At 72.3% G+C, this 24,110-nt stretch carries 21 protein-coding genes; 8 read left to right on the forward strand and 13 right to left on the reverse strand.

What is annotated here, in order from left to right:
- Window positions 1–300 precede the first annotated feature (300 nt).
- On the reverse strand, window positions 301–1,491 hold the full coding sequence (locus C4U03_RS18455; RefSeq protein ID WP_103939029.1) for an ROK family transcriptional regulator: 1,191 nt from the start codon (window positions 1,489–1,491) through the stop codon (window positions 301–303).
- A gap of 254 nt (window positions 1,492–1,745) precedes the next feature.
- Here C4U03_RS18455 and C4U03_RS18460 point away from each other — a divergent pair, with 254 nt between their 5' ends.
- The 7 genes from C4U03_RS18460 to C4U03_RS18490 all read left to right on the forward strand — a co-directional run bounded on the left by C4U03_RS18460 (window position 1,746) and on the right by C4U03_RS18490 (window position 8,709).
- Window positions 1,746–3,011, forward strand: a complete 1,266-nt coding sequence (locus tag C4U03_RS18460; protein ID WP_103939030.1) for an extracellular solute-binding protein — start codon at window positions 1,746–1,748, stop codon at window positions 3,009–3,011.
- Window positions 3,012–3,030: 19 nt separating this feature from the next.
- Window positions 3,031–4,002 carry a carbohydrate ABC transporter permease gene (locus C4U03_RS18465; protein WP_103939031.1) on the forward strand — a complete coding sequence of 324 codons (972 nt, stop codon included), beginning with the start codon at window positions 3,031–3,033 and terminating at the stop codon, window positions 4,000–4,002.
- A complete protein-coding gene (locus C4U03_RS18470) occupies window positions 3,999–4,841 on the forward strand; it encodes a carbohydrate ABC transporter permease (RefSeq protein ID WP_103939032.1) in 843 nt (280 codons plus the stop codon). The genes C4U03_RS18465 and C4U03_RS18470 overlap by 4 nt, the downstream gene beginning before the upstream one ends.
- On the forward strand, window positions 4,838–6,298 hold the full coding sequence (locus tag C4U03_RS18475) for a glycoside hydrolase family 3 protein (RefSeq protein WP_200827309.1): 1,461 nt from the start codon (window positions 4,838–4,840) through the stop codon (window positions 6,296–6,298). The genes C4U03_RS18470 and C4U03_RS18475 overlap by 4 nt, the downstream gene beginning before the upstream one ends.
- A 94-nt stretch (window positions 6,299–6,392) precedes the next feature.
- Window positions 6,393–6,857, forward strand: a complete 465-nt coding sequence (locus tag C4U03_RS18480; RefSeq protein ID WP_103939033.1) for an RrF2 family transcriptional regulator — start codon at window positions 6,393–6,395, stop codon at window positions 6,855–6,857.
- Window positions 6,858–6,867: 10 nt separating this feature from the next.
- Window positions 6,868–7,647, forward strand: a complete 780-nt coding sequence (locus C4U03_RS18485) for a DNA-formamidopyrimidine glycosylase family protein (protein ID WP_103939034.1) — start codon at window positions 6,868–6,870, stop codon at window positions 7,645–7,647.
- A gap of 177 nt (window positions 7,648–7,824) precedes the next feature.
- Complete coding sequence (locus C4U03_RS18490) at window positions 7,825–8,709, forward strand: LysR family transcriptional regulator (RefSeq protein ID WP_103939035.1); 885 nt, start codon at window positions 7,825–7,827, stop codon at window positions 8,707–8,709.
- 236 nt (window positions 8,710–8,945) lie between these two features.
- Here C4U03_RS18490 and C4U03_RS18495 read toward each other — a convergent pair whose 3' ends face one another.
- The 12 genes from C4U03_RS18495 to C4U03_RS18550 all read right to left on the reverse strand — a co-directional run bounded on the left by C4U03_RS18495 (window position 8,946) and on the right by C4U03_RS18550 (window position 22,705).
- On the reverse strand, window positions 8,946–9,419 hold the full coding sequence (locus tag C4U03_RS18495; protein ID WP_103939036.1) for a Dps family protein: 474 nt from the start codon (window positions 9,417–9,419) through the stop codon (window positions 8,946–8,948).
- A gap of 113 nt (window positions 9,420–9,532) precedes the next feature.
- Entirely contained in the window at window positions 9,533–9,916 is a 384-nt protein-coding gene (locus tag C4U03_RS18500) for a helix-turn-helix domain-containing protein (protein WP_103939037.1), read from the reverse strand.
- Between the two features lie 110 nt (window positions 9,917–10,026).
- Entirely contained in the window at window positions 10,027–11,322 is a 1,296-nt protein-coding gene (locus C4U03_RS18505) for a CinA family nicotinamide mononucleotide deamidase-related protein (protein ID WP_103939038.1), read from the reverse strand.
- A 33-nt stretch (window positions 11,323–11,355) separates the two neighbouring features.
- Complete coding sequence (pgsA, locus tag C4U03_RS18510) at window positions 11,356–11,949, reverse strand: CDP-diacylglycerol--glycerol-3-phosphate 3-phosphatidyltransferase (protein WP_103939039.1); 594 nt, start codon at window positions 11,947–11,949, stop codon at window positions 11,356–11,358.
- The gene (rimO, locus tag C4U03_RS18515; protein WP_103939040.1) at window positions 11,946–13,406 is read right to left on the reverse strand and encodes a 30S ribosomal protein S12 methylthiotransferase RimO; all 1,461 of its coding nucleotides are present in this window, start codon (window positions 13,404–13,406) and stop codon (window positions 11,946–11,948) included. The genes pgsA and rimO overlap by 4 nt, the downstream gene beginning before the upstream one ends.
- A gap of 197 nt (window positions 13,407–13,603) precedes the next feature.
- Window positions 13,604–14,356, reverse strand: coding sequence for a helix-turn-helix domain-containing protein (locus C4U03_RS18520; RefSeq protein WP_103939041.1), 753 nt, complete (start codon window positions 14,354–14,356; stop codon window positions 13,604–13,606).
- 212 nt (window positions 14,357–14,568) lie between these two features.
- The gene (locus C4U03_RS18525) at window positions 14,569–17,223 is read right to left on the reverse strand and encodes a DNA translocase FtsK (protein ID WP_103939042.1); all 2,655 of its coding nucleotides are present in this window, start codon (window positions 17,221–17,223) and stop codon (window positions 14,569–14,571) included.
- A 147-nt stretch (window positions 17,224–17,370) separates the two neighbouring features.
- Window positions 17,371–19,056: a ribonuclease J gene (locus tag C4U03_RS18530; RefSeq protein WP_103939043.1), complete on the reverse strand. Its 1,686-nt coding sequence runs from the start codon at window positions 19,054–19,056 to the stop codon at window positions 17,371–17,373.
- Window positions 19,053–19,973 carry a 4-hydroxy-tetrahydrodipicolinate synthase gene (gene dapA, locus C4U03_RS18535; protein WP_103939044.1) on the reverse strand — a complete coding sequence of 307 codons (921 nt, stop codon included), beginning with the start codon at window positions 19,971–19,973 and terminating at the stop codon, window positions 19,053–19,055. Before dapA ends, C4U03_RS18530 begins: the two co-directional genes overlap by 4 nt.
- A gap of 301 nt (window positions 19,974–20,274) precedes the next feature.
- Complete coding sequence (locus tag C4U03_RS18540; protein ID WP_103939045.1) at window positions 20,275–20,472, reverse strand: hypothetical protein; 198 nt, start codon at window positions 20,470–20,472, stop codon at window positions 20,275–20,277.
- A 182-nt stretch (window positions 20,473–20,654) separates the two neighbouring features.
- Complete coding sequence (locus C4U03_RS18545) at window positions 20,655–21,680, reverse strand: glycoside hydrolase family 18 protein (RefSeq protein WP_235017951.1); 1,026 nt, start codon at window positions 21,678–21,680, stop codon at window positions 20,655–20,657.
- 71 nt (window positions 21,681–21,751) lie between these two features.
- Window positions 21,752–22,705: a DMT family transporter gene (locus C4U03_RS18550; RefSeq protein ID WP_103939046.1), complete on the reverse strand. Its 954-nt coding sequence runs from the start codon at window positions 22,703–22,705 to the stop codon at window positions 21,752–21,754.
- Here C4U03_RS18550 and C4U03_RS18555 point away from each other — a divergent pair.
- Window positions 22,704–24,107: an aminotransferase-like domain-containing protein gene (locus C4U03_RS18555; RefSeq protein ID WP_200827310.1), complete on the forward strand. Its 1,404-nt coding sequence runs from the start codon at window positions 22,704–22,706 to the stop codon at window positions 24,105–24,107. The two genes, C4U03_RS18550 and C4U03_RS18555, sit on opposite strands and share 2 nt — an antisense overlap.
- The last annotated feature ends 3 nt before the right edge of the window (window positions 24,108–24,110 follow it).

The raw sequence follows: 24,110 nt of genomic DNA on the forward strand, positions 1-24,110 counted from the left end.
GACCGGACGAGCGCGCCGCCCGCCGGCCGGGTGGGGCGGGTGATCGGTAACAAGCCGTTCATCGTGATTTGACAGGCGGTCAACGCGGGCCCTCCAGGATGGGGGCATCCGAGCACGGGCGTCGGTGACGTCCCGGATGGCCGTCGGCCGGTGATCGGGCAGCGCGTGGAAACCGCAACGGCGCGGCCACGCACCGCACCGGTGGACGGGGGCCCGAAGTGGCATCGGGCCCGGCTCGCGCCCATGGCACGCCAGGACCCCGGTCCTTCGCACCGGGGTCCTGGCGCCGCAGCGGCGGGATCAGTCCGCCGTGGCGGAGAAGACCTCCTCGCGGGCCTGTTCCAGGGCGGCGTGCAGGGCGCCCCGCAGCACCGGGTTGCCCTCGACCTCGGTGACCGCCACGCGCGGACGGGTCGGGCAGATCCGGCCCACGGCCTGCTCGATACGCTCGGCGAGCGGAGCGCCGCCGGCCCGGCCGAGCTGGCCCGACAGCACGACCAGGCCCGGGTCCAGCACGATGTTGACCGAGGCGACGCCGTAGGAGATGCGGACGGCCAGTTCGTCCAGGAAGGACCCGCCGCGCGCGATATCGGCGGCGGCCTCGCGCACACACTCCACGGCGGTGGCCCCGGTCAGTCCGTGGGAGCGTGCCAGGGCCAGCACCGCGTCTGCGCCGACCAGGGAGCCGAGGCCGCCGGCCAGCGCGGGCGTGCCCCAGGAGATCGACTCGGTGACGGCGTCGGGCAGCGGAACGCCGGGAACGGGCAGATAGCCGATCTCGCCCGCGCCGCCGGACACGCCCCGGTGCAGGCGGCCGCCCAGCATCACCGACAGGCCGATGCCCCGGTCGCACCACATCAGCGCGAAGTCCTCGGCGTCGCGGGCCGCCCCGTAGGCCCGCTCGGCGAGGGCTGCGAGGTTGACGTCGTTCTCGAGCACCACTGGCCGGCGCAGATCGGTGCGCAGCCCGGCCAGCACGCCCTCGTGCCAGGCGGGCAGGTCGAAGACGAACTGCACGTCCCCGCTGCGCGGATCGACCACACCCGGGGTGCCGATGACGAAGGCGTTCAGCCGGCCCAGCGCGACGCGCGCCGACCGGCACGCCTTGACCACGGCGTTGTGCACCACCTTGACCGGATCGTCGGCGCCGTTGGGGTCCCCGGTGACCTGGGCGATCAGCCGGCCGGTGATGTCGGCGATGCCCGCCGTCACCCCGTGCGGCCCGACCTCCAGGCCGGCGACGTAGGCGCTGGCCGGCACCACGGCGTACAGCGCGGCGTTGGGCCCCCGCCCGCCCGCCTGCTCCCCCACCACCTCGACCAGCCCGCGCTCCTCCAGGCGGGCCAGCAGCTGGGAGGCGGTGACCTTGGACAGGCCGGTGTGCCGCCCGATCTGCGCGCGGGTCAGCGGCCCCTGGTCGATCAGGAGTTCCAGCGCCGCACGGTCGTTGAGCTCGCGCAGCAGCCGCGGCGTCCCCGGGCGGTTGGCCATCTTCGCGACTCCTTGGTCTCAATCTGCTAACGAGCAGTATTTCTTAGGAAAGTTTCTTGTTAGTTTACCGCCCAAGCGCCCACCGGCCCCACCCGGGGGACCGGTGGTCGCGCGCAGAGCGCCGAGCAGCAGGCGCCCCGCGGCCAGTGCGAGACGAGCCGGGCAAGGCCGACCTTAAGGGGTGGTTAAGGCCCTGTCAGGCCGTACAGCTTGGGGGATGCACTCATGCGAGGGCACGCCGGAAAGGATCCCAGGTGAGGTTCATCAAGATTGCGGCCACCGCGGCCGCGATCGCCCTGGCCGCCACGGCCTGTGGCGGGGACGAGGGCAACGACGAGGCCGGCGCCGCAGCCCCGGCCAAGCTGAACGTGTGGATGATGGGTGAGGGCACCCCGGAACAGACCGCGTTCCTGGACGGGGTGGAGACCGAGTTCCGCAAGAAGCACCCGAACACCGACGTGGTGATCAAGTACGTGCCGTGGCCGCAGGTCGCCACCACCTTCCAGAAGGCCATCGCCGGCGGCGAGGGCCCGGACGTCACCGAGATCGGCAACACCGACGTCCAGTCGCACATCGAGCAGGGCAACCTGGCCGACATCTCCGACAACTTCGCCAAGTGGGCCGACGGCGCGTCCCTCAACAAGACCGCGCTGGCCAACGACCAGGGCGACGGCAAGACCTACGCGGTGCCCTGGTACGGCGGCGTGCGCGGCGTCTGGTACCGCACCGACTGGTTCTCCGAGCTGGGCATCACGCCGCCCAAGACCTGGGCCGAGCTGACCGCGGCCGCCAAGAAGATCCAGGACGAGAAGAAGGTCCCCGGCATTGGCGCGCCCAGCGACCAGACCAACGCCATCATGAGCTTCATCTGGGGCAACGGCGGCGACGTCGCGGTCAAGGAGGGCGACAAGTGGGTCGGTAAGCTCGACCAGCCCCAGGTCAAGGAGGCCATCGACTTCTACGCCGGCCTGGTGACCACCGAGAAGGTCGCGCCTGAGAAGTACATCGGCAAGAACGAGCTGCAAGGCCCGCAGCAGGACTTCGCGCTCGGCAAGCTCGGCATGTACATCGACGGCAGCTGGGCGCTGAAGGAGATGAAGAAGGTCTCCGAGAAGAACGCCGACAAGTGGAGCGTCTTCCCGATCCCGACCAAGACCGGCGGCAACGCCCCCGTGATGGCCGGCGGCTCCGACCTGGCGGTGTGGAAGAACACCAAGGCCAAGGACGTCGCCTTCGACTACATCACCGTGCTCAACAACAAGACCAACGCCCAGAAGTGGGCCGACTACAGCGGCTTCTCGTCCATGTTCACCGACGTGAAGTTCACCGACCCCAAGCTGGAGGCGTTCACCGCCATCGCCGCCAACACCAAGATGGCGCCGCTGAGCACCGGCTGGGCCGACTTCGAGCAGACCAAGAAGGTCATCCCGAACACCGTCAAGGGCGTCATGCAGGGCAAGCCCAGCGCCGACGAGCTCAAGAAGGCCAACGAGCAGGCCAACACGCTGCTCAACCCCTGACGCCGAGATCGGACGGAACATGCTCGACACCGCCCCCGCGGTGGGGGCCGCGCCGGACCGGAGATCCTCCGGTCCGGCGCGGCCCCGCCGCCGCCCCCGCCCGGGGCCCTACCTGCTGATCGCGCCGACCCTGCTGGTCATCGCCACGCTGATGTTCTGGCCGATGGTGCAGATCGCGATCATGTCCTTCCAGAAGGTCGGCAACCGGCAGTTGGCCGGCGAGCCGGCCGAGCAGGTCGGCACCGAGAACTTCTCCACCATCCTGTCCGACGACCTGTTCTGGCAGAGCCTGCGGCACACCGTGCTGTTCGCGGTCGTGGCGGTCTCGCTGACCCTGCTGCTGGGCACCCTGGTCGGGCTGCTGCTGCACCGGCTGGGCCGGCGGATGTCGGCGTTCGTGGCGGCCGGGGTGATGGTCGCCTGGGCCACTCCGCCGATCACCGCGGCGATCATCTTCTACTGGCTGTTCGGCAGCACCGGCGGGGTCGTCAACTGGTTCCTGGACCTGCTGCCGGACGTCCTGGTGGGCGGGGACTGGATCGACCACAACTGGTTCGCCACCCCGTTGCGCACCTACACGGTGCTGACCGTGTGCGTGGTGTGGCAGTCGTTCCCGTTCGTGGCGGTCAGCGTGCTGGCCGGGCTCAAGAGCCTGCCCGGCGAGCTGCTGGAGGCGGCGCGGGTGGACGGGGCCTCGGCCTGGCGCTCGTTCTGGCAGATCACCTTCCCGCTGCTGCGGCCGATCTTCCTGGTGCTGCTGGTGCTGTCGATCATCTGGGACTTCAAGGTCTTCACCCAGCTGTTCATCATGTCCGGGATGGCCAACCGGGACGCCTTCAACCTGTCGCTGTACGCCTACTCCGAGGCGTTCGGCGGGATGAACGCCAAGCTCGGGATGGGCTCGGCGATCGCGACGGTGCTCACGCTGCTGCTGCTGGCGGTCACCGCCGTGTACGTGCGGATCATGGTGCGGCAGGGGGAGACCTCATGAACGGCCGGACGGTGCGGCGGTACGGGCTCAACGCGCTGGGGCTGGCGGTGTTCGCCGTGGCGGTGTTCCCGGTGGCCTGGATGATCTCCACCGCGTTCAAGCCCAACGAGGAGATCTTCAGCACCACCCCGCGCCCGCTGCCGGCCGAGCCGACCCTGGAGCACTTCGACTACGTGCTGGGCAACGGGATCGCCGAGGTCTCCTTCTGGACGTACCTGCGCAACAGCGCACTGCTGGCCCTGGCGACGGTGCTGGTGTCGGGGCTGCTGGCGGTGCTGGCCGCCACCGCGGTCGCCCGGTTCCGGTTCCGCTTCCGGACCACCTTCCTGATCATGCTGCTGGTGGTGCAGATGGTGCCGCTGGAGGCGCTGGTGATCCCACTGTTCCTGGATCTCAAACAGCTCGGCATGATCAACAGCCTGGCCGGGCTGGCGGTCGTCTACATCGGGTTCGCGCTGCCGTTCTCCATCTGGATGCTGCGCGGCTTCGTGGCCGCAGTGCCCCGCGAACTGGAGGAGGCGGCGGCCATCGACGGGGCCGGCCCGGTGCGGACCTTCCTGCGGGTGCTGCTGCCGCTGATCGCACCGGGGCTGGTGGCCACCAGCATCTTCTCCTTCATCACCGCCTGGAACGAGTTCATCTTCGCCTTCACGTTCCTCGACGACCAGGACAAGTACACCCTGCCGGTGATGATGCAGTACTTCTTCGGCAACGCCAGCAACGAGTGGGGCCCGATCATGGCCGCCTCCACCCTGCTGACCCTGCCGGTGATCGCCTTCTTCCTGATCGTGCAGCGCCGGATGGTCTCCGGCCTGACCACCGGAGCCGTCAAAGGATGATCGACAACACTCTCGCCCGGCTGGCCCGGGCGGCACTGCTGCCCGGCTTCACCGGGGCCACCGCACCGCACTGGCTGCTGACCGAGCTGGAGCGGGGGCTGGGCGGCGTCACGCTGTTCGCCCTGAACGGCAACGTGCCCGAGACCGGGGCGCTGGCCCGGCTGACCGCCGCGCTGCGCGAGGCCGGGGACCCGATCGTCACCATCGACGAGGAGGGCGGCGACGTCACCCGGCTCGGCGGCCACCGCACCGCCAGCCCCTATCCGGGCAACGCCGCGCTGGGCGTCGTCGACGACGTGGAGCTGACCCGCCGGGTCTACCGCTCGCTGGCCGCCGAGCTGGCCGCGGTGGGGGTGAATCTCAACTTCGCCCCCTCGGTGGACGTCAACACCGCCGACGACAACCCGATCATCGGCGTCCGGGCGTTCGGCTCGGACCCGGAGCTGGTGGCGCGGCACGCCGCCGCCTCGGTCACCGGGACACAGGAGGCCGGGGTGGCGGCCTGCGCCAAGCACTTCCCCGGCCACGGCGCCACGGTCGAGGACTCCCATCTGGGGGTGCCGCTGGTGGAGGCCGACCTGGACCTGCTGGAGCGCCGGGAGCTGGTGCCGTTCCGGGCGGCGCTCAAGGCCGACGTGCGGGCGGTGATGACCGGGCACCTCAACCTGCCGACGATCACCGGCGGCGAGCCGGCCACGCTGTCGCAGGCCGCGATCACCGGGCTGCTGCGCGGCCGGCTGGGGTTCGAGGGCGCCATCGTCACCGACGCCCTCGACATGGACGGCGCCAGCGGCGCCATCGGCGTCCCCGAGGCCGCGGTGCGGGCCCTGTACGCGGGCGCGGACCTGCTGTGCCTGGGCCACCGGGAGCACGGCGACAGCGTGCAGGCGATTGTGACGGCCATCGCCACCGCCGTCCGGGAGGGACGGCTCTCCGGCGAGCGCCTGGAGGACGCGGCCGAACGCGGCCGTGCCCTCCGAGCGTGGCTGACGGGCGCGGGGACCGCCTCGGTGGACCGGACGGCCGCCATGGAGGCGGCCCGCCGCGCGCTGGCGTTCTCCGGCGAGCTGCCCGACCTGGGCGTCCCGCTGGTGGTGGAGCTGGAGGCGCCCGGCAACATCGCGGTCGGCCCGACCCCTTGGGGGCTGGGGCCGTGGGCGTCCGATCTGGTGCGGGTGGAGGGGGCGACGGCTGAGGCCGGTCCGCTGCTGGAGCGCGCCGCGGGCCGGGGACTGGTCGTCGTGCTGCGCGATGCGCACCGGCACGCCGGGCAGCGCTCCCTGGCGACCGCGCTGCTGGCCGCACGGCCGGACGCGGTGGTGGTGGAGATGGGCCTGCCGGTGTGGCGGCCAGGCTGCGGAGCGTATCTGGCCACGTTCGGGGCGACCCGCGCCAACGGCCGGGCAGCGGCCGAGATGCTCGGGTTGACGGAACGGGATTCCACCGGTCAACACTGAGTTCCCGCAGGTGGGGCGGCCCTTGGCGGGAACCGGAGCGCAGCGGCGGGATCCGGCAACCCAACCACACAGATCGACAAGGGATACTAGAGTCATGCGATTGTCCGCCCGGGTCGACTACGCGCTGCGTGCCGCCGCGGAGCTGGCGGTGGCCGGGAGCAGCCCGGTGACCGCGGTTCAGCTCGCCGAGGCCCAGCAGATCCCCCCCAAGTTCCTGGAGAACATCCTGGGGCAGCTCCGCCGTTCCGGGCTGGTGCGCAGCCAGCGCGGCCCCGACGGCGGCTACTGGCTGGCCAAGCCCGCCGGCGAGATCTCGCTGGCCGACATCATCCGGGCCATCGACGGCCCGCTGCTCGGCGTGCGGGGCGAGCGTCCCGAGCACGTCGGCTACCAGGGCCCGGCCCGCTCCCTGCAGGAGGTCTGGATCGCGCTGCGGGCCAGCGAGCGCGGCATCCTGGAGTCGGTCACCCTCGGGCACATCGCGGCCGGCGAGCTGCCCGAGCCGGTGGCCGAGCTCACCAAGGACCCGGCGGCCTGGCAGAGCCCCTCGCTGATCTGAGGCGGCCACCGTGCCGGAGGGCGACACCGTCTGGCTGGCCGCCGCCCGGCTGCACGAGGCGCTGGCGGGGCGGGTGCTGACCGTCAGCGACTTCCGCGTCCCCCGGCTGGCCACGGCCGACCTGCGCGGCCGCACCGTGCACGAGGCGGCCGCCCGCGGCAAGCACCTGCTGATCAGGGTGGACGGCGGGCTGACCGTGCACACCCACCTGATGATGGACGGCGCCTGGCGGATCCGCCCCGCCGGCCACCCGCCCCGCGACCACCGCATCCGGCTGGCACTGGGCAACGAGCGGTGGCTGGCGTTGGGCTACTCGCTCGGCGTGGTGGAACTGCTGCGCACGGACGAGGAGGACCGCGCCGTCGGCCGGCTGGGCCCGGACCTGCTGGGCGCCGACTGGGATCCGGAAGAGGCCGTACGCCGCCTGTGCGAGTGGCCCGAACGCGCCGTCGGCGAGGCCGTGATGGACCAGAGCCGGCTGGCGGGCATCGGCAACGTCTACAAGAGCGAGCTGTGCTTCCTGCGCGGCGTGCACCCGTGGCGGCCCGTCGGCGACGCCGGGGACCTGCGGGCACTGGTCGACCTGGCGCAACGCCTGCTGGAGGCCAACAAGCGACGGCACGGCCACATCACCACCGGCGACCTGCGCCCCGGGCGGGAGCACTGGGTGTACGGGCGGGCGGGCCGTCCCTGCCGCCGCTGCGGCACGCGGATCGAACGCGCCGACCAGGGGCCCGAGGCGCGGGAGCGTGTCACGTTCTGGTGTCCCCGCTGCCAGCCCGCCCCCTGACTTCGGGTCCGTGGTCGGCACCCGCCCCGGGGCCGACCGGCCTGCGCCGTCCCGGAGGCGGGTTGCCGCCGTGGCGGGTCGCTGGATCCCGCGCCCGTACCGTGATCCTCCGGTGACGGCCGGCCCAAGTCAATTCTCGGATTTACTTGCCAAAGGCCAAGACCTAGCTTGGGTGTCATGACGCTGGACGATCTGCGGGTGTTCGTCGCCGTGTGCGAGGCCGGAAATCTCAGCGCGGTCGCGCGCGACCTGTCGTGCAGTCAGCCGGCGGTCAGCCAGCACGTCAAGCGCCTGGAACGGGAGACCGGCCTGGTGCTGCTGGAGCGGCGGCCGCGCGGCGTCGTCCCGACCCAGGCGGGCCGGATCCTCTACCGGGCCGCCGCCGAGGGCATCGCCGGGCTCGGCACCGCTCTGCGGGCGCTGGACGACCTGCGCCGGGGCACCAGCGGCACCGTGCGGATCAGCACCGGGGCGACCACCGTGCGGCACTTCATGAGCGCCGGGGTGGCCGCGTTCCGCGCCCGCCATCCGGACGTGACGCTGGAGTTCCAGACCGCGGGTTCCAGCCGCCGCTGCCTGGAGGCGGTGCAGTCGCACCAGGCGGATCTGGCCTGGGTCACCATCGGCCGCCCGGTGCGGGGGGTGGAGCAGCGGCCCTCCACGAGCCTGCCGTGGGCGCTGGCGGTGCGGGTGGACGACCCGCTGGCGCACCGCGGCTCACTGAGGCCCGGCGAGCTGGCCGGCATCCGGCACATCCGCCTGCCCGAGGAGTCGACCTCCGGCGCCCATCTAGCGGCCCACCTGGCCGGACACGGGATCCGGCTGGAGTCGACCACCAGCGTGGCCGACTGGGACACCGCGCTGCTGCTGGCCGAACTCGGCCTCGGCCATGCGATCCTGCCGTCGCTGCCCGGCTGGAGCCACGGCCCCGGCTCGGTCGTCCGGCTGGTCCCGATCCCGGACCTGCCCCCGCTCACCGCCGGCTGGGCGGCCCGCCGGTGGGACGCGCTCAGCCCACTGGCCCTGGAATTCGCCGACACCGTCGTGGCCAGCCTCGTTTGATCCGCTCCCCCGCAGTCGGCCTCGCCTGATCCACTCCCCGCAGTCGGCATCGCCTGGCCCGCCCCCACGGACGGCCTCGCCTGATCCGCTCTCCCGCGGCAGGCCTCCGGCCTCGCCTGGCCCGCTACCCGGAGACTCCGCGACCGCCGTCCCCGCGGCGGCGAGGTGGGCCCGGACGACGCGAAGCCCCGGTCCGGTGACCGGACCAGGGCCTTCGACGTCCGCGCCCGCGAGGGTTACTGGGTCTGCACCTCGAACATCCAGTGCTGCTTCTCCAGCCCCGCGGTGAGGGTGATGAACAGGTCCTGGGTGACCGGGTCGGTCTCCTCGGTGGCCTCGATCCGCTCCCGGAACCGGGCGATGATCTGCGCCAGCGTGTCCGTCAGCGTGGCGACGACCTTGTCGTCGGAGATGTAGCCGCTGTCCGGCTGGCGGATCTTGGTGTTGTCGGCGACCGTGCGCACGCGGCCGTCGGGGTTCACGCCGATGGCCACCGCCCGTTCGGCGATCTGGTCCATATACTCGCGGGCCAGCGCGACCACCTCGTCGAGCTGCAGGTGCACCGACCGGAAGCGGGGTCCGATCAGGTTCCAATGGGCCTGCTTGGCCACCAGGGAGAGGTCGATGAGATCCACCAGGCCGCCCTGCAGGGCGTCACCCGTGGTCCGCAGGGCGGACTCGTCCTTGATAGGGCTCTTGACCGCCGACATATCGGCTCCTTCCGCGTCGAACGCCGTCGTTACACCTTCGCCATCCCCGCAGAGAGGCAAGGTAATCGCGGCGTACGTCACGGCAATGCCGCAGCGGCCGGATCAGACGGCGGTCAGGCGGCCACCATGTCGGCGCGGAACTCGCCGGTGATCTCCTCCGGCGTGGCCGGAATGGCGTCGGCCGAGATCGCCTCCTGGTCGAGGCCCTCCCCGAGCCGCTCGTGCGCCGGCGGCGCGCCGGCCATCACCGGCTCCTGCTGGAGCTCGGCGAGCGCGAGCTGGTCGGCGACCTCGCGCAGCACGTGCGACAGCGGCACTCCCAGGGCCTTGCAGATCGACGAAAGCAGCTCGGAGGATGCCTCCTTCTGCCCTCGCTCGACCTCAGACAGATAACCCAGTGACACTCTTGCCGCCGCCGACACCTCGCGAAGGGTGCGACCCTGGCGCAGCCGCAGCCGCCGCAGTACGTCACCGAGCAGCTGGCGAAGCAGTACCATCGCTCGCTCCCTCCCCGAATTTCGGACCTTCGACGTCTCCACCGTACCTGTCTACCAGGCGACCATGGCAGACCGAGGATTTCGTGTTCGCTGGGAACGTAACGCTGTAATCAGCCCCGATCTTCCCGATCTTGCCTTCCGGTGTCCGTCCCGGCCTCGATCTCCACCCCTTGCAGTACGCGTCGCAGCAGGTCAAGAGCGTGCACCACGGTCATCCGGCGGATCGGCGCACGGACCCGCCCGCCCGTGCCGGGCACCGGAAGCCGCGGTGCCGTCACCACCGGGTCGCTGCCGGGTCCGGCCACCGCGACGAAAACCGTGCCCACCGGACGCCCGCCCTGGGGCTCCGGACCCGCCACCCCGGTCACCGCCAGGCCGTAGTCGGCGCCCAGCCGGTCCCGCACCCCGGCGGCCATCGCGGCGGCGACGCCGGGGTGCACGGCGCCCTCGGCCGCCAGCAGGTCCGCCGGGACGCCCAGCAGCTCGTGCTTCAGGCGGGTGGCGTAGGCGATCACACCGCCCGCGTAGGTGGCCGACGAGCCGGGCATCGCGGTCAGCTCCGCCCCCAGCAGCCCACCGGTCAGCGACTCGGCCACCGCCACCGTCGCCGCGCGCTCGGCCAGCAGCCGGTGGACGACCCGGTCCAGGCTCTCCTCGCCCTGCCCGTAGACCGCGGGGCCGAGCAGCTCACGGGCCAGCTCGCCGGCGTGCTCCAGCAGCGCCTCGGCGTCCGGGCCGGTCGCGGTGATGCGGACCCTCACCTCGGCCGGGTCGGGCAGGTACGCCAGCCGTACCCCCTCCAGCGCCTCGACCGGGGCCAGCCGTTCGGCCAGCACCGACTCCCAGATCCCGGCGGTGCGCAACGTCCGCCGCGCGGCCCGCACGCCCGTGCGGCCCGCGGCCAGCTCCGGCAGCACCGTATCGGTCATGATCGTGCGCATCTCGTGCGGCACCCCGGGCAGCGCGTACACCACACCGCCGGGCAGCTCCACGCGCAGCCCTGCCGCGCTGCCCGCCGGGTTGGGCAGCACGCCCGCGCCCTTGGGCACCTCGGCCATTCGCAGCGCCATCGGCACCAGCTCCCGCCCCGATCTGGCCGCCTGCGCCCGCAGCCGGTCCTCCAGCTCCGGGTCGCGGACCAGCGGGACGCCCGCCGCCTCGGCCAGCGCGTCACGGGTCAGGTCGTCGTAGGTGGGGCCGAGCCCGCCGGTGATGACCACCGCGTCGGCCCGCTCCAGCGCCGCCCGCACGGCCTCGATGATCACATCCAGCTCGTCGCCGACCACCACGCTGCGGGTGACCTCGGCTCCGATCTCGGCCAGCCGCTGTCCCAGCCAGGCGGCGTTCCCGTTGACGGTGTCACCGAGCAGCAGCTCGTCCCCCACCGTCACCAGCTCGACCCGCATGCCGTTCCTTCCTCCCGTCCCGGTGGCCCGGGCTCAGGCCAGTGCGGCGCGGCGCAGGCGCCAGGCCTGCACCACGTAGTCGACACCCGTGACGACGGTGACGGCCACGGCGGCCGCCATCGTCGCCCAGCGCAGCGGGTCCAGCGGGCCGGGCAGCAGGAACAGCCCGATCGCGACCACCTGCAGCAGGGTCTTGAGCTTGCCACCCTTGCTGGCCGGGATCACCCCATAGCGGATCACCACCAGGCGCAGCAGGGTGATGCCGATTTCCCGGGCCAGGATCACCGCGGTGACCCACCACCACAGCTCGCCCAGCACCGACAGGCCGATCAGCGCCGCCCCGGTCAGCGCCTTGTCGGCGATCGGGTCGGCGATCTTGCCGAAGTCGGTGACCAAGTCGTACTTGCGGGCCAGATCCCCGTCGATCTTGTCGGTGACGGAGGCGACCGCGAACACCACGAACGCCGCGACCCGCCAGCCGGTACCGTCCACGAACAGCAGCCACACGAAGACGGGGACCAGCAGGATGCGTACCAGCGTCAGCAGGTTGGCGACGTTGTAGACGCTGGGCGGGGCCGCGGGCTCCGGGCCCGGCACGGCGGCCGGCTCGGGCCCGACCGTGCTCACGGGGCGTCCGCCGGCACGTCCGCCGCCAGGCCCACCCCGACATCCGCCACGACATCCGCCACGAGGTCGACGCCGTCGCCGTCGACCACCGTCGCGGTGACGAACTCGCCCACGACCAGGCCCTCACCCCGTACCAGCACCGTGCCGTCCACCTCGGGCGCCTGGTGCGCGGCGCGGCCCTCGAAGACGCCCGGCTCCACCTGCTCCTCCAGTAGCACCTCCACGGCCGAGCCGATCCGCTCTTCGGCGCGCTGCGCGGTCAGCTCCTCGGCCAGCGCCGACACCTCGGCGACCCGCCGGGCGACCTCGTCGTCGTCCAGCTTGCCGTCCAGCGTCGCCGCCTCGGTGCCCTCCTCGTTGGAGTAGCCGAAGACGCCGATCGCGTCCAGCCGGGCCTCGCTCAGGAAGGCGACCAGCTCCGCCAGGTCGTCCTCGCTCTCGCCGGGGAAGCCCACGATGAAGTTGGAGCGCACGCCCGCCTCCGGAGCCTTGTCGCGGATGCGGGCCAGCAGCTCCAGGAACGCCTCCCGGTCGCCGAAGCGCCGCATCCGGCGCAGCACCGGTCCGCTGGCGTGCTGGAACGACAGGTCGAAGTACGGCGCCACGCCGGGCGTGCCGCACAACACGTCGATCAGTCCGGGCCGCAGCTCGGCGGGCTGCAGGTAGCTCAGTCGCACCCGCCCGACGCCCTCGACGGCCGCCAGCCGCGGCAGCAGCCCCTCCAGGGCCCGCAGATCGCCCAGGTCCTTGCCGTAGGAGGTGGAGTTCTCGCTGACCAGCACCAGCTCCCGCACCCCGTGCCCGGCCAGCCAGCCGGCCTCCGCCAGCACCTCGGCCGGGTCGCGCGAGACATAGGCGCCGCGGAAGGCGGGGATGGCGCAGAACGTGCAGCGCCGGTCGCAGCCGGAGGCCAGCTTGAGCGGCGCGACCGGGCCGCCGCCCAGCCGCCGCCGCAGCACGCGCGGGCCGGACGCGGGCGCCACGCCCTCGGGCAGTTCCTCGCCGTGCCCGGGGATGGCGACCTGCCGGGCCGACTCCTTGCGCTCGACCGGCGTGATCGGCAACAGGGCGCGCCGGTCCCGGGGAGTGTGCGCCGGGCGGCGGACCCCGGCCAGCACGTCGTCGAGCCGGTCGCCGATGTCGGCGTAGTCGTCGAAGCCCAGCACAGCGTCGGCCTCGGGCAACGAGGAGGCCAGCTCGGCTCCGTACCGCTCGGCCAGGCAGCCGGCCGCCACCACCTTGGCGCCGGAGTCGTGCGCGGCCAGCAGCGTGTCGATGGAGTCCTTCTTGGCCGCGTCGATGAAGCCGCAAGTGTTGACCACCACCACACCGGCCTGGTCGGCGTCGTCGACCAGATCCCAGCCGGCGCCCTCCAGCCGGGCGGCGAGTTCTTCGGAGTCGACCTCGTTGCGCGCGCAACCGAGGGTGACCAAAGAGACAGTGCGGCGAGCAGACATGCTCTAACCGTAGTGGGCACCGCGTGTCCGGCGGACCAGGTGGTCACCTTCCACACCGGTATGTGCCGTCACCAGATGCTCTTACGTCCGTGTGCCGTCACCAGGTGCTCTTACGCCCGCATCCCGTCACCAGGTGGTCCGGTGTCCCTGTCCCGTCACCAGGTGGTCCTGCGTTCCCGTCCCGACGGCGCAGGTGGTCAGGCGCCCTCGGGGTCGCCGGGGCCGAAGCTGAGCCGCAGCACCTGGCCGTCGGTGCCGGGCGAGCCCAGGTCCTTGCCGTTGACGGTGAGCTTGACCCCGCCGCCGTTGCCGATCAGCACCTCGATGCGCTTCTTGGCGGTCCACTCCATGGACCTGCCGGCCGCCAGCAGCCCGCTGAACAGCTGCCGGCCCTTCTCGTCGCGGACGTTGAGCCAGCTGGACCGTTCGGCTTTGACCTTCAGCTCGACGTTCTTGCGGGGCACCGCCGCCACCGCGTCCTCGCGGGGACGGACGGTCGGCGAGGCGGCCGCGGGCGGCTTGGACCGCCCCTCGGAGGGCTGGGCGACCGGCCGGGCGTTCTGCTGGTCGCCGATGCCGCCCACCACCCGGACGATCCCGTACACCAGCACCAACACCAGGGCCACCGCCATGGCGGCGCTCCAGTTGGGCGCACGGCGCTCGCCGATCTTCACCGGCATCTCCGGCTCGAAGGCCGCCACGGCCGACACCGGCTCCAGCGGCCCGTGCAGCCGGTCGTACTCCTGGATCAGCGGCTCGGGGTCGATCCCGACCGCCTTGGCGATGCTGCGGATATGGCCGCGGGCGTAGAAGTCGCCCCCGCAGGAGGCGAAGTCGTCGCCCTCGATGCCGCGCACCACGGTCGCCCGGATCCGGGTGCGCTCGCTCACCTGATCAACGGTGAGACCGGCTGTCTGACGGGCGGATGCCAAGGTCTCACCGATGCTCACGCCGAGCCTCCTGGAATTTGAAGATCGGCCCGACGGCGGCCGACCACGGCGAACAAGAGAGCTTCATCGCCTACCGCTCCCGCGAAGTCCAGTCTAGAAACCGGCATGCCCGTTGGGCGATGCGCAACGCGCTCGAAACAGGGCAAGATTTCGCATCATTCAGGGAACATCCAGGAAATCCTCAGATCGTCCCCAGAGCCGGTGAGCGAGTCTCACTCCCCGCCACGCAGCTTAGCCAGCACCTCCGCCAGATCATCGGGTTTGACCAGCACATCGCGTGCCTTGGAGCCCTCGCTGGGGCCGACGATGCCGCGGCTCTCCATCAGGTCCATCAGCCGGCCCGCCTTGGCGAATCCCACCCGCAGTTTGCGCTGCAGCATCGAGGTGGACCCGAACTGCGTGGTGACGACCAGTTCGATCGCCTGCACCAGCAGGTCCAGATCGTCGCCGATGTCCTCGTCGATCTCCTTCTTGGGCCCGGCGGACTCGGTGACGTCTTCGCGGTAGGCGGGCTGCATCTGGGTCTTGCAGTGCTCCACCACGCCCTGGATCTCCTTTTCGGAGACGTAGGCGTTCTGCAGCCGCATCGGCTTGCTGGCACCCATCGGCAGGAACAGCGCGTCGCCCTGCCCGACCAGCTTCTCGGCGCCCGGCTGGTCGAGAATGACCCGGCTGTCGGCCAGCGAGGAGGTGGCGAACGCCAGCCGGGACGGTACGTTCGCCTTGATCAGCCCGGTGACCACGTCCACGCTCGGCCGCTGGGTGGCCAGCACCAGGTGGATGCCGGCGGCGCGGGCCAGCTGGGTGATGCGGACGACGGAGTCCTCCACGTCGCGGGGGGCCACCATCATCAGGTCGGCCAGCTCGTCCACGATCACCAGCATGTACGGGTAGGGCTGGTAGACCCGCTCGCTGCCAGGCGGGGGCTGCAGGTGCCCGGCCCGCACCGCCTTGTTGAAGTCGTCGATGTGCCGGAACCCCGAGGCGGCCAGGTCGTCGTAGCGGCGGTCCATCTCCCCCACCACCCACTGCAGCGCCTCGGCGGCCTTCTTGGGGTTGGTGATGATCGGGGTGATCAGGTGCGGGATCCCCTGGTACATGGTCAGCTCGACCCGCTTGGGGTCCACCAGCACCATCCGCACCTCGTCGGGGGTGGCGCGCATCAGCACCGAGGTGATCAACCCGTTGATGCAGGTGGACTTGCCCGCCCCGGTGGCGCCGGCGATCAGGATGTGCGGCATCTTGGCCAGGTTGGCCACCACGGTGCGGCCCTCGACATCCTTGCCCAGCCCCACCACCATCGGATGCTGCTCCTTGGTGGCTGCCGGGGAGCGCAGCACGTCACCCAGGCTGACGATGTCCTTGTCGACGTTGGGGATCTCCACCCCGATCGCGGACTTGCCCGGGATCGGGGAGATGATCCGCACATCGGCGCTCTTGACCGCGTACGCGATGTTCTTGGTCAGCGCGGTGACCTTCTCGACCTTGACCGCCGGGCCCAGCTCGATCTCGTAGCGGGTGATCGTCGGGCCCCGGGTGAACCCGGTGACCTGCGCGTCGATGTCGAACTGCTCCAGCACCCCGGTCAGCGCGGCCACCACGACGTCGTTGGCCTTGGTGCGCGGCTTGGCCACGCTGCCCGGGCGCAGCACCGACGGGTCGGGCAGCTCGTAGATCTCCCCCGACGACGACAGCGGCAGTTGCTCGGCGCGGCGCGGCGCCGGGGTCGGGTCGGGCACCTGCGGCTCGGCGGGCGGCGGCGGCGCGGGCGGCTCCAGGAACGGCTCGGGCTCCGGCTCGAAGATGTCGTCGGCCAGGTCCCGCGCCGGCGGCTCGTCCTGCGGCCGGTCCTCCAGGACCGGGGTGTCGTACGGCTTGGTGTGCTCGCCGATCTCCAGGCCGTCCTCGGCGGCCTCCTCGTCCTTGGCGGCCGGCTTGCCGGACTTCTTCCTGCGCTTGGGCTTGGGGGCCTCCTCGGGCTCCCCCTCGTCGCTCTCCAGGAACTCGCGGACCGAGCCGCGCTCGCGCAGCGTCAGCACGTCCCACAGGTCGCCGAGCCGTTCCGGGACGCGGTGCACCGGGGTCGCCGTGACGACCAGTAGGCCGAAGCCGCCGAGCAGCAGCAGCAACGGCACCGCAACCCAGGCGCTGAGCGCCGCCTCCAGCGGGGCCGACACCAGCCAGCCGACGACGCCGCCCGCCCGGCGGACCGGGGCCATGCCCTCCCCCGGGTACGGGGTGCCCGCGCCGAGGTGGATCAGGCCCAGCACGGCGGCGGCCAGTGCACTGGCGCCGATGATCACCCGTCCGGTGTCCCCGTTGCGCTCTGGATGCCGCAGCGTCCGCCAGGCAAGGGCGGCGACCATGACCGGCAGCAGCATGGCGAGCTTGCCGAGGGCGCCCCGCACGACCTGCTCCAGGGCGACGGTGACAGCGCCCTCGGGCCGGAACCAGGTGACCGAGGCCAGCACGATCGAGGCGCCGAGCAGCGCCAGCCCGAGCCCGTCGCGGCGGTGCTCGGCGTCCAGTTCGCGTGCGCCCTGGCCATAGGCGCGGAAGACCCAGCCCACGCCGCCCGCCAGCGCCCGGTAGAGCCCGAACAGCAGGCGGAAGCAGCCGAGGATCAGCCGGCCGATCGGATCGGGCCGGCGCGGCCGGGACCCGCCCTTGGCCGGGCGGCCGGATCCCTTGCGGGCGGGGGGCCTGCTCCCGCCGGCGGGGCGTTTGCGCGGCGCCGGGCCACCCGCGCCCGGCTTACTCGGCTTGCCCTGCTTGCTCGGCTTGCTCGGCTTGCTCGCGGGCTTGCGCGCCGCGCTCCCGCGCGTACGCGAGGAACCGCCGGCTCCTCCAGACGCACGTGTGGCCATGCTGACGAGGGTAACGAGCACCCCAAGGGAATACCCGGCATCACACGTCCCGCGTGTCGCCCCGGCGCGGCGGACGGATGGCCCGCCGCGCGCCGGGACGCCGCCGGGGCGCCCGGCCCGCGCTCGGCGGTGCCGAGCGGGGCGGGCTCAGACCTCGACGACCACCGGGACGATCATGGGACGGCGGCGGTAGTTCTCGTTGACCCAGCGGCCGACGGTGCGGCGGATCAGCTGGCCGAGCTGGGCCGGCTCGTTGACGCCGTCGGCGGCGGCCTCCCGCAGCACCGTCTCGATCCGGTTCATGACCTCGTCGAAGTCCTCGTCGGGGATGCCCGCGCCGCGGGCGTGGATCTCCGGGCCGGCCACCAGCTTGCCTGATGCGGCGTCGACCCCGACGACGATGGACACGAAGCCCTCCTCGCCGAGGATCCGCCGGTCCTTCAGGGAGGTCTCGGTGATCTCGCCGACCGACAGCCCGTCCACGTACACGTAGCCGGCCTGGACCGCGCCGACGATGGACGCCTGCCCGCCGACCAGGTCCACCACCAGGCCGTCCTCGGCGAGGACGATGTTCTCGGCGGGCACTCCGGTCAGCTCGGCCAGCCTGGCGTTGGCCTTCAGGTGCCGCCACTCGCCGTGGATGGGCATGTAGTTGCTCGGCCTGGTCAGGTTGAGCACGTACAGCAGCTCGCCGGCCGCCGCGTGCCCGGACACGTGCACCAGCGCGTTGCCCTTGTGCACGACGCGGGCGCCCCACCGGGTCAGGCCGTTGATGACGCGGTTGACGGCGGTCTCGTTGCCGGGGATCAGCGAGGAGGCCAGCATCACGGTGTCGCGGTCGGTGATGCGGATCTGGTGGTCGCGGTTGGCCATCCGCGACAGCGCCGACATCGGCTCGCCCTGCGAGCCGGTGCACACCAGCACCAGCCGGTCCGGCGGGAGGTCGTCGATCTGCCGCTGCTCGATCAGGATGCCCTCGGGCACCTTCAGGTAGCCCAGCTCCCTGGCCACGCCCATGTTGCGCACCATCGAGCGGCCGACGAAGCAGACCTTGCGCCCGCTGTCATTGGCCGCGTCCAGGACCTGCTGGACACGGTGGATGTGGGAGGCGAAGCAGGCCACGATGATCCGCCCGTCCGCGGTGCGGAACACCTCGTCGATGACCGGGCCGATCTCGCGTTCGCTGGTAACGAAGCCGGGCACCTCGGCGTTGGTGGAGTCGGCCATCAGCAGGTCGATGCCCTCGGCGCCGAGCCGGGCGAAGCCGCCCAGGTCGGTCAGCCGCCCGTCCAGCGGCAGCTGGTCCATCTTGAAGTCGCCGGTGTGCAGCACCAGCCCGGCCGGGGTGCGCACGGCGACCGCCAGCGCGTCCGGGATGGAGTGGTTGACCGACAGGAACTCCAGGTCGAACGGGCCGAACGGGCGCCGGTCCCCCTCGGCCACACCGATGGTGACCGGCCTGATGCGGTGCTCGGTGAGCTTGGCCTCGATCAGCGCCAGGGTGAGCCGGGAGCCCACCAGCGGGATGTCGGGGCGTTCACGCAGCAGGAAGGGCACCCCGCCGATGTGGTCCTCGTGGCCGTGGGTGAGGACCACGGCCTCCACGTCGTCGAGCCGGTCCCTGATGTAGTCGAAGTCCGGCAGGATCAGGTCGATCCCGGGCTGCTCCTCCTCGGGGAACAGCACCCCGCAGTCGACGATCAGCAGCCGCCCGCCGAACTCGAACACCGTCATGTTACGGCCGATCTCCCCGAGACCGCCGAGCGCGACGACGCGCAGTCCGTCCTGCGGCAGGGCCGGCGGGCTGGAAAGCTCGGGGTGAGGATGGGTCACGTATCAACCTCCGGCACCTTGATTCCCCCTTGTGCTAGGTCTTCGCGCAGTTGCGCCGTGAACTCCGGCGTCGCCGGCACCAGCGGCGGTCGCAGTGGGCCGCCCGGCTGGCCCAGCAGGCCGAGTGCCGCCTTGACGGCGATGGCGCCCTGCGTACGGGTCATGATCGCGGCGACGACGGGCAGCAGCCGGCGGTGGATCGCCAGCGCCCGGCCGGTGTCGCCGGCACGGTATGCCTCGATCATCTCATGCAGGTCGGCTCCGGCGACATGTCCGATCACGCTGACGAACCCGGCGGCCCCCACCGACAGCCACGGCAGGTTCAGGTTGTCGTCGCCGGAGTAGAAGGCCAGGCCGCCGCCCGCCATCACCTGGGAGCCGGCGAACAGGTCGCCCTTGGCGTCCTTGACCGCCGTGATCCGGGGGTGCTCGGCCAGGCGCAGCAGCGTCTCAGTGTGGATCGCCACACCCGCGCGGCCCGGGATGTCGTAGAGCATGTTGGGCAGCCCGGTGGCATCGGCGACCGCGGTGAAGTGGGCCAGCAGGCCCTCCTGGGGCGGCTTGTTGTAGTAGGGCGTGACAACCAGCAGCCCGTGCGCCCCGGCCCGCTCGGCGTGCCGGGCCAGTTCCACCGTGTGGGCGGTGTCATTGGTGCCCACGCCGGCCACGACCGTGGCGCGGTCGCCCACCGCCTCGATCACCGCGCGCAGCAGCCGGTCCTTCTCCTCGTCGCTGGTCGTCGGGGACTCCCCTGTCGTGCCGCTGACGACCAGGCCGTCGTTGCGCTGCTCGTCGACCAGATACGCGGCCAGCCGGGCGGCGCCGTCGTAGTCCACGGCTCCGTCGGCGGCCATCGGAGTGACCATCGCGGTCAGCATCCGCCCGAACGGAGCGTCACTTGTAGTGCTGGGTGCCATGACCTGAACGCTACCGGTCCGACCGGTTACGGCGCTCCCGCAGGTCCGCATGTCACTGGGGGGAAAGGGAGCCGTGCCCTCGGCCGGCCTGCGCTGGGGCCCGGCGGGGGCTGCGGGCATGGAGAGACGCTGCGGCTGTGCGCTCGGGGGTACGTACAGCCGCAGCGTCTACCCCGACATCGTGACACGCAAAAGCCTCGTTACGGCGGGAATCCGGAGCACTTTTCCGGACTCGATTGAGTAACACGGGCATCCGCCGCCCCACGCCCCCACCGGGACGGCGGGCGCGGGCGGCCCTGGGTCAGCCCTGGCCCGGGGCGCCGGAGGAGGTCAGCTCGTGCAGACGGGCGCGCAACTCGTCGACGTTGCGGGTGCGCACCAGCTCGTTGCCGCGCACGGCCCACCAGTGCCCGGAGCCGCCCCGGCCTATCCGCCATCCGGAGAACTCCGCCGACAGCTCACCGAGCCGATGGGTCACCTGGGCGGTGGTGCTGTCCATCTGTCTCCACCTCACTCCCGCAGCCGTTGACTGCGCCCTCTGTCCGACCGGCCGCCGACCCCCATCGACCGCTGATCCGCCCGGGGGTCTACCCCGCTGCGGACCCGACCATGACACTGCTTTGACCTGGGGGAACGTACGTTTGGGAACGTTACAAGCATGGTAACGGCTCAGCCAAGGTTTTATTCCCCGGCGGTCAGCCAATCGGCGCGGTAACGCAGCCACTCCCGCTCGTCGGTGGTCCACTCGGCGTAGATCCCCACCCCGTGGGGCCTGGCGGGGGGCCGGTCGAGGGCGTCCAGGCCCTGCCGTACGCCGCGCAGCGCGACCGGCAGGTCCTCGGCCCAGCCCATCAGCGGCCGGTAGGTGGGCACCCCGATGAACACCGTGGTGCGGTCCCCGATGAGCCGCAACGTCCGTTCGGTGTGCCCGGCGAAGTACCGCCCCACCAGGGACCTGGTCGGCAGCGACACGTCGTAGGTCATGATGGCGACCTGGTCGGACAGGTCGGCGATCCGCCGCAGGTACTCCTCGGTGGGCCGTGGCGGGTAGTGCACCGTCCCGTTCCAGCCGCGGGGCAGCACCGCCCGGTAGACCGGCTGCATGAAGTCGGCCAGGGTGAGCTGCTCGATGGCCACCGACAGCAGCCGGCCCCGGGAGCGGGTCAGCTCCCGGGTGCGCCGGAGCAGGTCCAGGAACGCCTCGTCGTCGGGGTAGATCGGCTCGAAGTCGTAGTGGACGCCGTCGAATCCCAGGTCCAGGAAGATCCGGTCGGTCTGCAGGACCCGGTCCCGCACCGCCGGGTCGTCCAGGTCGATGATCCCGTGGCCCTCGACCTCGCGGATCTGCCCGAGATAGGCCTGGGCCCGGACGCCGGGGGCGTGCTCGCGCATCGCCCGGATCAGCGCCGCCGCGTTGGCGTACTTGGCGGGCGGGACACCGCCGTCGGCCTCGAACGGGCCGGCGTGGAAGAACACGTCGGTGATCCGGTTGCGCCTCAGCAGGTCTCCCAGCGCCCGGTACTCGGCCTCGGTGTGCGGCTCCCCCACCCACTGGTGGCGGGCCCACAGCGCGTTGGCGGACGTCCCCGCGGAGCGGGGCTCGTGCTGCCAGTACAGCCAGATCTGCGCGAGGAAGACACCCAGCAGCCCCAGCGCGTAGAGCGCGGCCCAGCCCGCCGCCCGCGCCAACCGGCGTACCCACCGCATGTCAGGCGCACCCCCCAGCTCGGCCTTCGATCTTGGGACGCGCGGCGGCGCCGTTCAGTTCACGTGCGGAGTCAGCGGGAGGCCACGTCTACCGGGCGGGCGGGAACAGCGGGCGCGGTCCGCACGCGGGCCCGCTGCGTCCAGGCGACACAGGCCACCACGATGATCGCGGCCGGCCAGGTGGCGCCGCCGAGCCGCTCGCCCAGCAGCCAGGTCGACCAGGCCAGCGTGAGGATCGGCTGGGCGAGCTGAAACTGGCCCGCCTTGGCCACCCCGATTCGGGCCATCCCCGCGTACCAGGCGAAGAAGCCCAGGAACATCGAGAAGGCGGACACATAGCCGAACCCGATCACCGACCTGGCCGTCCACTCCTGCTCGGTGGTGGCCAGCAGCACGGCGGTCACCGGGACCGAGACCGGCGCCGCCAGCACCAGCGCCCAGGAGATCACCCGCCAGCCTGGCATCTCGCGGGCCAGTCGCCCGCCCTCGGCGTAGCCGTAGGCCGCGGTGACCAGCGCGCCCACCAGCAGCAGGTCGGCCACGGTGGCGGTGCCGCCGCCCTCGGCCAGGGTGAAGGCGGTGATGGTCAGTGCGCCCACCGCGGCGGCGGCCCAGAACGCCGGGGAGGGGCGCTCGCGGGTGCGCAGCACCGCGAAGATCGCGGTGGCAGCGGGCAGCAACCCGATCAGCACGGCGCCGTGCGCGGCCGAGGCGCCGTGGTCGAGGGCGAGCGTGGACAGCACCGGAAAGCCGAAGACGACGCCGAACCCGACCGCCAGCAGTCCCGGCCAGTACCGCAGGGCCGGGGGGCGGGCCCGGACGGCGGCCAGCGCGACGGCGCCCAGCAGCGCGGCCACGACGGCGCGGCCCACGCCGATGAGGTACGGGTCGAGACCGTCGAGCGCGTAGACCGTGGCGGGCAGCGAGAAGGAGAAGACCAGTACACCGAGCGCGGCCTGCCCAGCCCCGCCGAGCCCGCCGAGCGCTATCGGCCGAGACTCAGTAGCGCTATCCTCATTTTTCATGATTCAGGATAGCAGTATCGCCACTCTTGCCGATCTGCTGCGCGGTGAGGTAGCCCGGCTGCGTCCCGGCCAGCGGCTGCCCTCCAGCCGGGCGATCGTGGAGCGGCACCGGGTCAGCCCGGTCACGGTGTCCCGGGCGCTGGCCCGGCTGGCGGCCGAGGGACTGGTGGTCACCCGGCCCGGCAGCGGCACGTTCGTCGCCGAGCGCCCCCGCCCGGCGCGGGCCCCGCGGCCGGCCGACCACGGCTGGCAGGCCGTCGCGCTGGGCGACCGGACGGTGGACCCGGCGGGCCTGACCGGGCTGCTCACCGCACCGCCCGAGGGCATCATCCCGCTGGGCTGCGGCTACCTGCTGGCGTCCCTGCAGCCCCTGCAGGCCCTGGCGACGGCGGCGGCCCGGGCAGCACGGCGGCCGGACGCCTGGGAACGGCCGCCGCTGGCCGGGATCGACGGGTTGCGCACCTGGTTCGCCCGCGCGATCGGCGGCCAGATCACCCCCGCGGACGTGCTGATCACCGACGGCGGGCAGCACGCCATCACGATCGCGCTGCGCGCGTTGCTGCCGCCGGGTGCCCCGCTGCTGGTGGAGTCGCCCACCTACCAGGGGGCGCTGGCGGTGGCGCGGGCGGCCGGGCTGCACACGGTGCCGGTGCCGGTGGACGACGAGGGGGTACGGCCCGACCTGCTCGCGGACGCATTCGCGATGACGGGCGCACGGGTGTTCTACTGCCAGCCCACGTTCCAGAACCCGACCGGGGCGGTGCTGACGGGCGAGCGGCGCCGCCAGGTGCTGGCGGTGGCCCGGGCCGCCGGGGCGTTCGTCGTCGAGGACGACTTCGCGCGGCACCTCGGCGTCGAGCCCGCTCCCGCCCCGCTGGCCGCCGACGACCCGGACGGCCGGGTGGTGCACATCGCCTCGCTGACCAAGGCGAGTGCGCCGAGCCTGCGGATCGCGGCGCTGACGGCCCGCGGGCCGGTGGCCGAGCGGCTGCGCGCCGTCCAGGTGGTGGACTCCTTCTTCCCGTCCCGTCATCTCCAGGAGACGGCGCTGGAGCTGGTCAGCTCACCGGCGTGGGAGCGCCATCGGCGGACGGTGCGCACCGCGCTGCGCGACCGGCGGGACGCGCTCGCCGCCGCACTGGCCCGTGAGCTGCCGGAGCTGCGGTTCGAGCCGCCCGGCGGCGGGATGTACCTGTGGGTCCGGCTGCCAGACGGGGTGGACGAGACGACGCTGGTGGAGGCGGCATGGCGGGAAGGGGTCCTGGTGAACCCGGGACGCCCCTGCTTCCCGGCCGAGCCCGACGGCCCCCATCTGCGGATCAGCTTCGGGATGGCCGCCTCGGAGGCCGAGTTGGCCGAAGGGGTCCGGCGGCTGGCCCGGGCGCTGGCCACGATGACGTAGCGC

The organism is Thermomonospora echinospora, from assembly GCF_900108175.1.
Lineage (GTDB): Bacteria > Actinomycetota > Actinomycetes > Streptosporangiales > Streptosporangiaceae > Thermomonospora > Thermomonospora echinospora.

Excerpts from the sequence above, each read along its gene's own strand:
- C4U03_RS18455 (WP_103939029.1), bottom strand. The coding sequence starts at position 1,491 with ATGGCCAACCGCCCGGGGACGCCGCGGCTGCTGCGCGAGCTCAACGAC.
- C4U03_RS18465 (WP_103939031.1), top strand. The coding sequence starts at position 3,031 with ATGCTCGACACCGCCCCCGCGGTGGGGGCCGCGCCGGACCGGAGATCC.
- C4U03_RS18470 (WP_103939032.1), top strand. The coding sequence starts at position 3,999 with ATGAACGGCCGGACGGTGCGGCGGTACGGGCTCAACGCGCTGGGGCTG.
- C4U03_RS18475 (WP_200827309.1), top strand. The coding sequence starts at position 4,838 with ATGATCGACAACACTCTCGCCCGGCTGGCCCGGGCGGCACTGCTGCCC.
- C4U03_RS18480 (WP_103939033.1), top strand. The coding sequence starts at position 6,393 with ATGCGATTGTCCGCCCGGGTCGACTACGCGCTGCGTGCCGCCGCGGAG.
- C4U03_RS18490 (WP_103939035.1), top strand. The coding sequence starts at position 7,825 with ATGACGCTGGACGATCTGCGGGTGTTCGTCGCCGTGTGCGAGGCCGGA.
- C4U03_RS18495 (WP_103939036.1), bottom strand. The coding sequence starts at position 9,419 with ATGTCGGCGGTCAAGAGCCCTATCAAGGACGAGTCCGCCCTGCGGACC.
- C4U03_RS18500 (WP_103939037.1), bottom strand. The coding sequence starts at position 9,916 with ATGGTACTGCTTCGCCAGCTGCTCGGTGACGTACTGCGGCGGCTGCGG.
- C4U03_RS18505 (WP_103939038.1), bottom strand. The coding sequence starts at position 11,322 with ATGCGGGTCGAGCTGGTGACGGTGGGGGACGAGCTGCTGCTCGGTGAC.
- rimO (WP_103939040.1), bottom strand. The coding sequence starts at position 13,406 with ATGTCTGCTCGCCGCACTGTCTCTTTGGTCACCCTCGGTTGCGCGCGC.
- C4U03_RS18525 (WP_103939042.1), bottom strand. The coding sequence starts at position 17,223 with ATGGCCACACGTGCGTCTGGAGGAGCCGGCGGTTCCTCGCGTACGCGC.
- dapA (WP_103939044.1), bottom strand. The coding sequence starts at position 19,973 with ATGGCACCCAGCACTACAAGTGACGCTCCGTTCGGGCGGATGCTGACC.
- C4U03_RS18540 (WP_103939045.1), bottom strand. The coding sequence starts at position 20,472 with ATGGACAGCACCACCGCCCAGGTGACCCATCGGCTCGGTGAGCTGTCG.
- C4U03_RS18545 (WP_235017951.1), bottom strand. The coding sequence starts at position 21,680 with ATGCGGTGGGTACGCCGGTTGGCGCGGGCGGCGGGCTGGGCCGCGCTC.
- C4U03_RS18555 (WP_200827310.1), top strand. The coding sequence starts at position 22,704 with ATGATTCAGGATAGCAGTATCGCCACTCTTGCCGATCTGCTGCGCGGT.
- C4U03_RS18550 (WP_103939046.1), bottom strand. The coding sequence starts at position 22,705 with ATGAAAAATGAGGATAGCGCTACTGAGTCTCGGCCGATAGCGCTCGGC.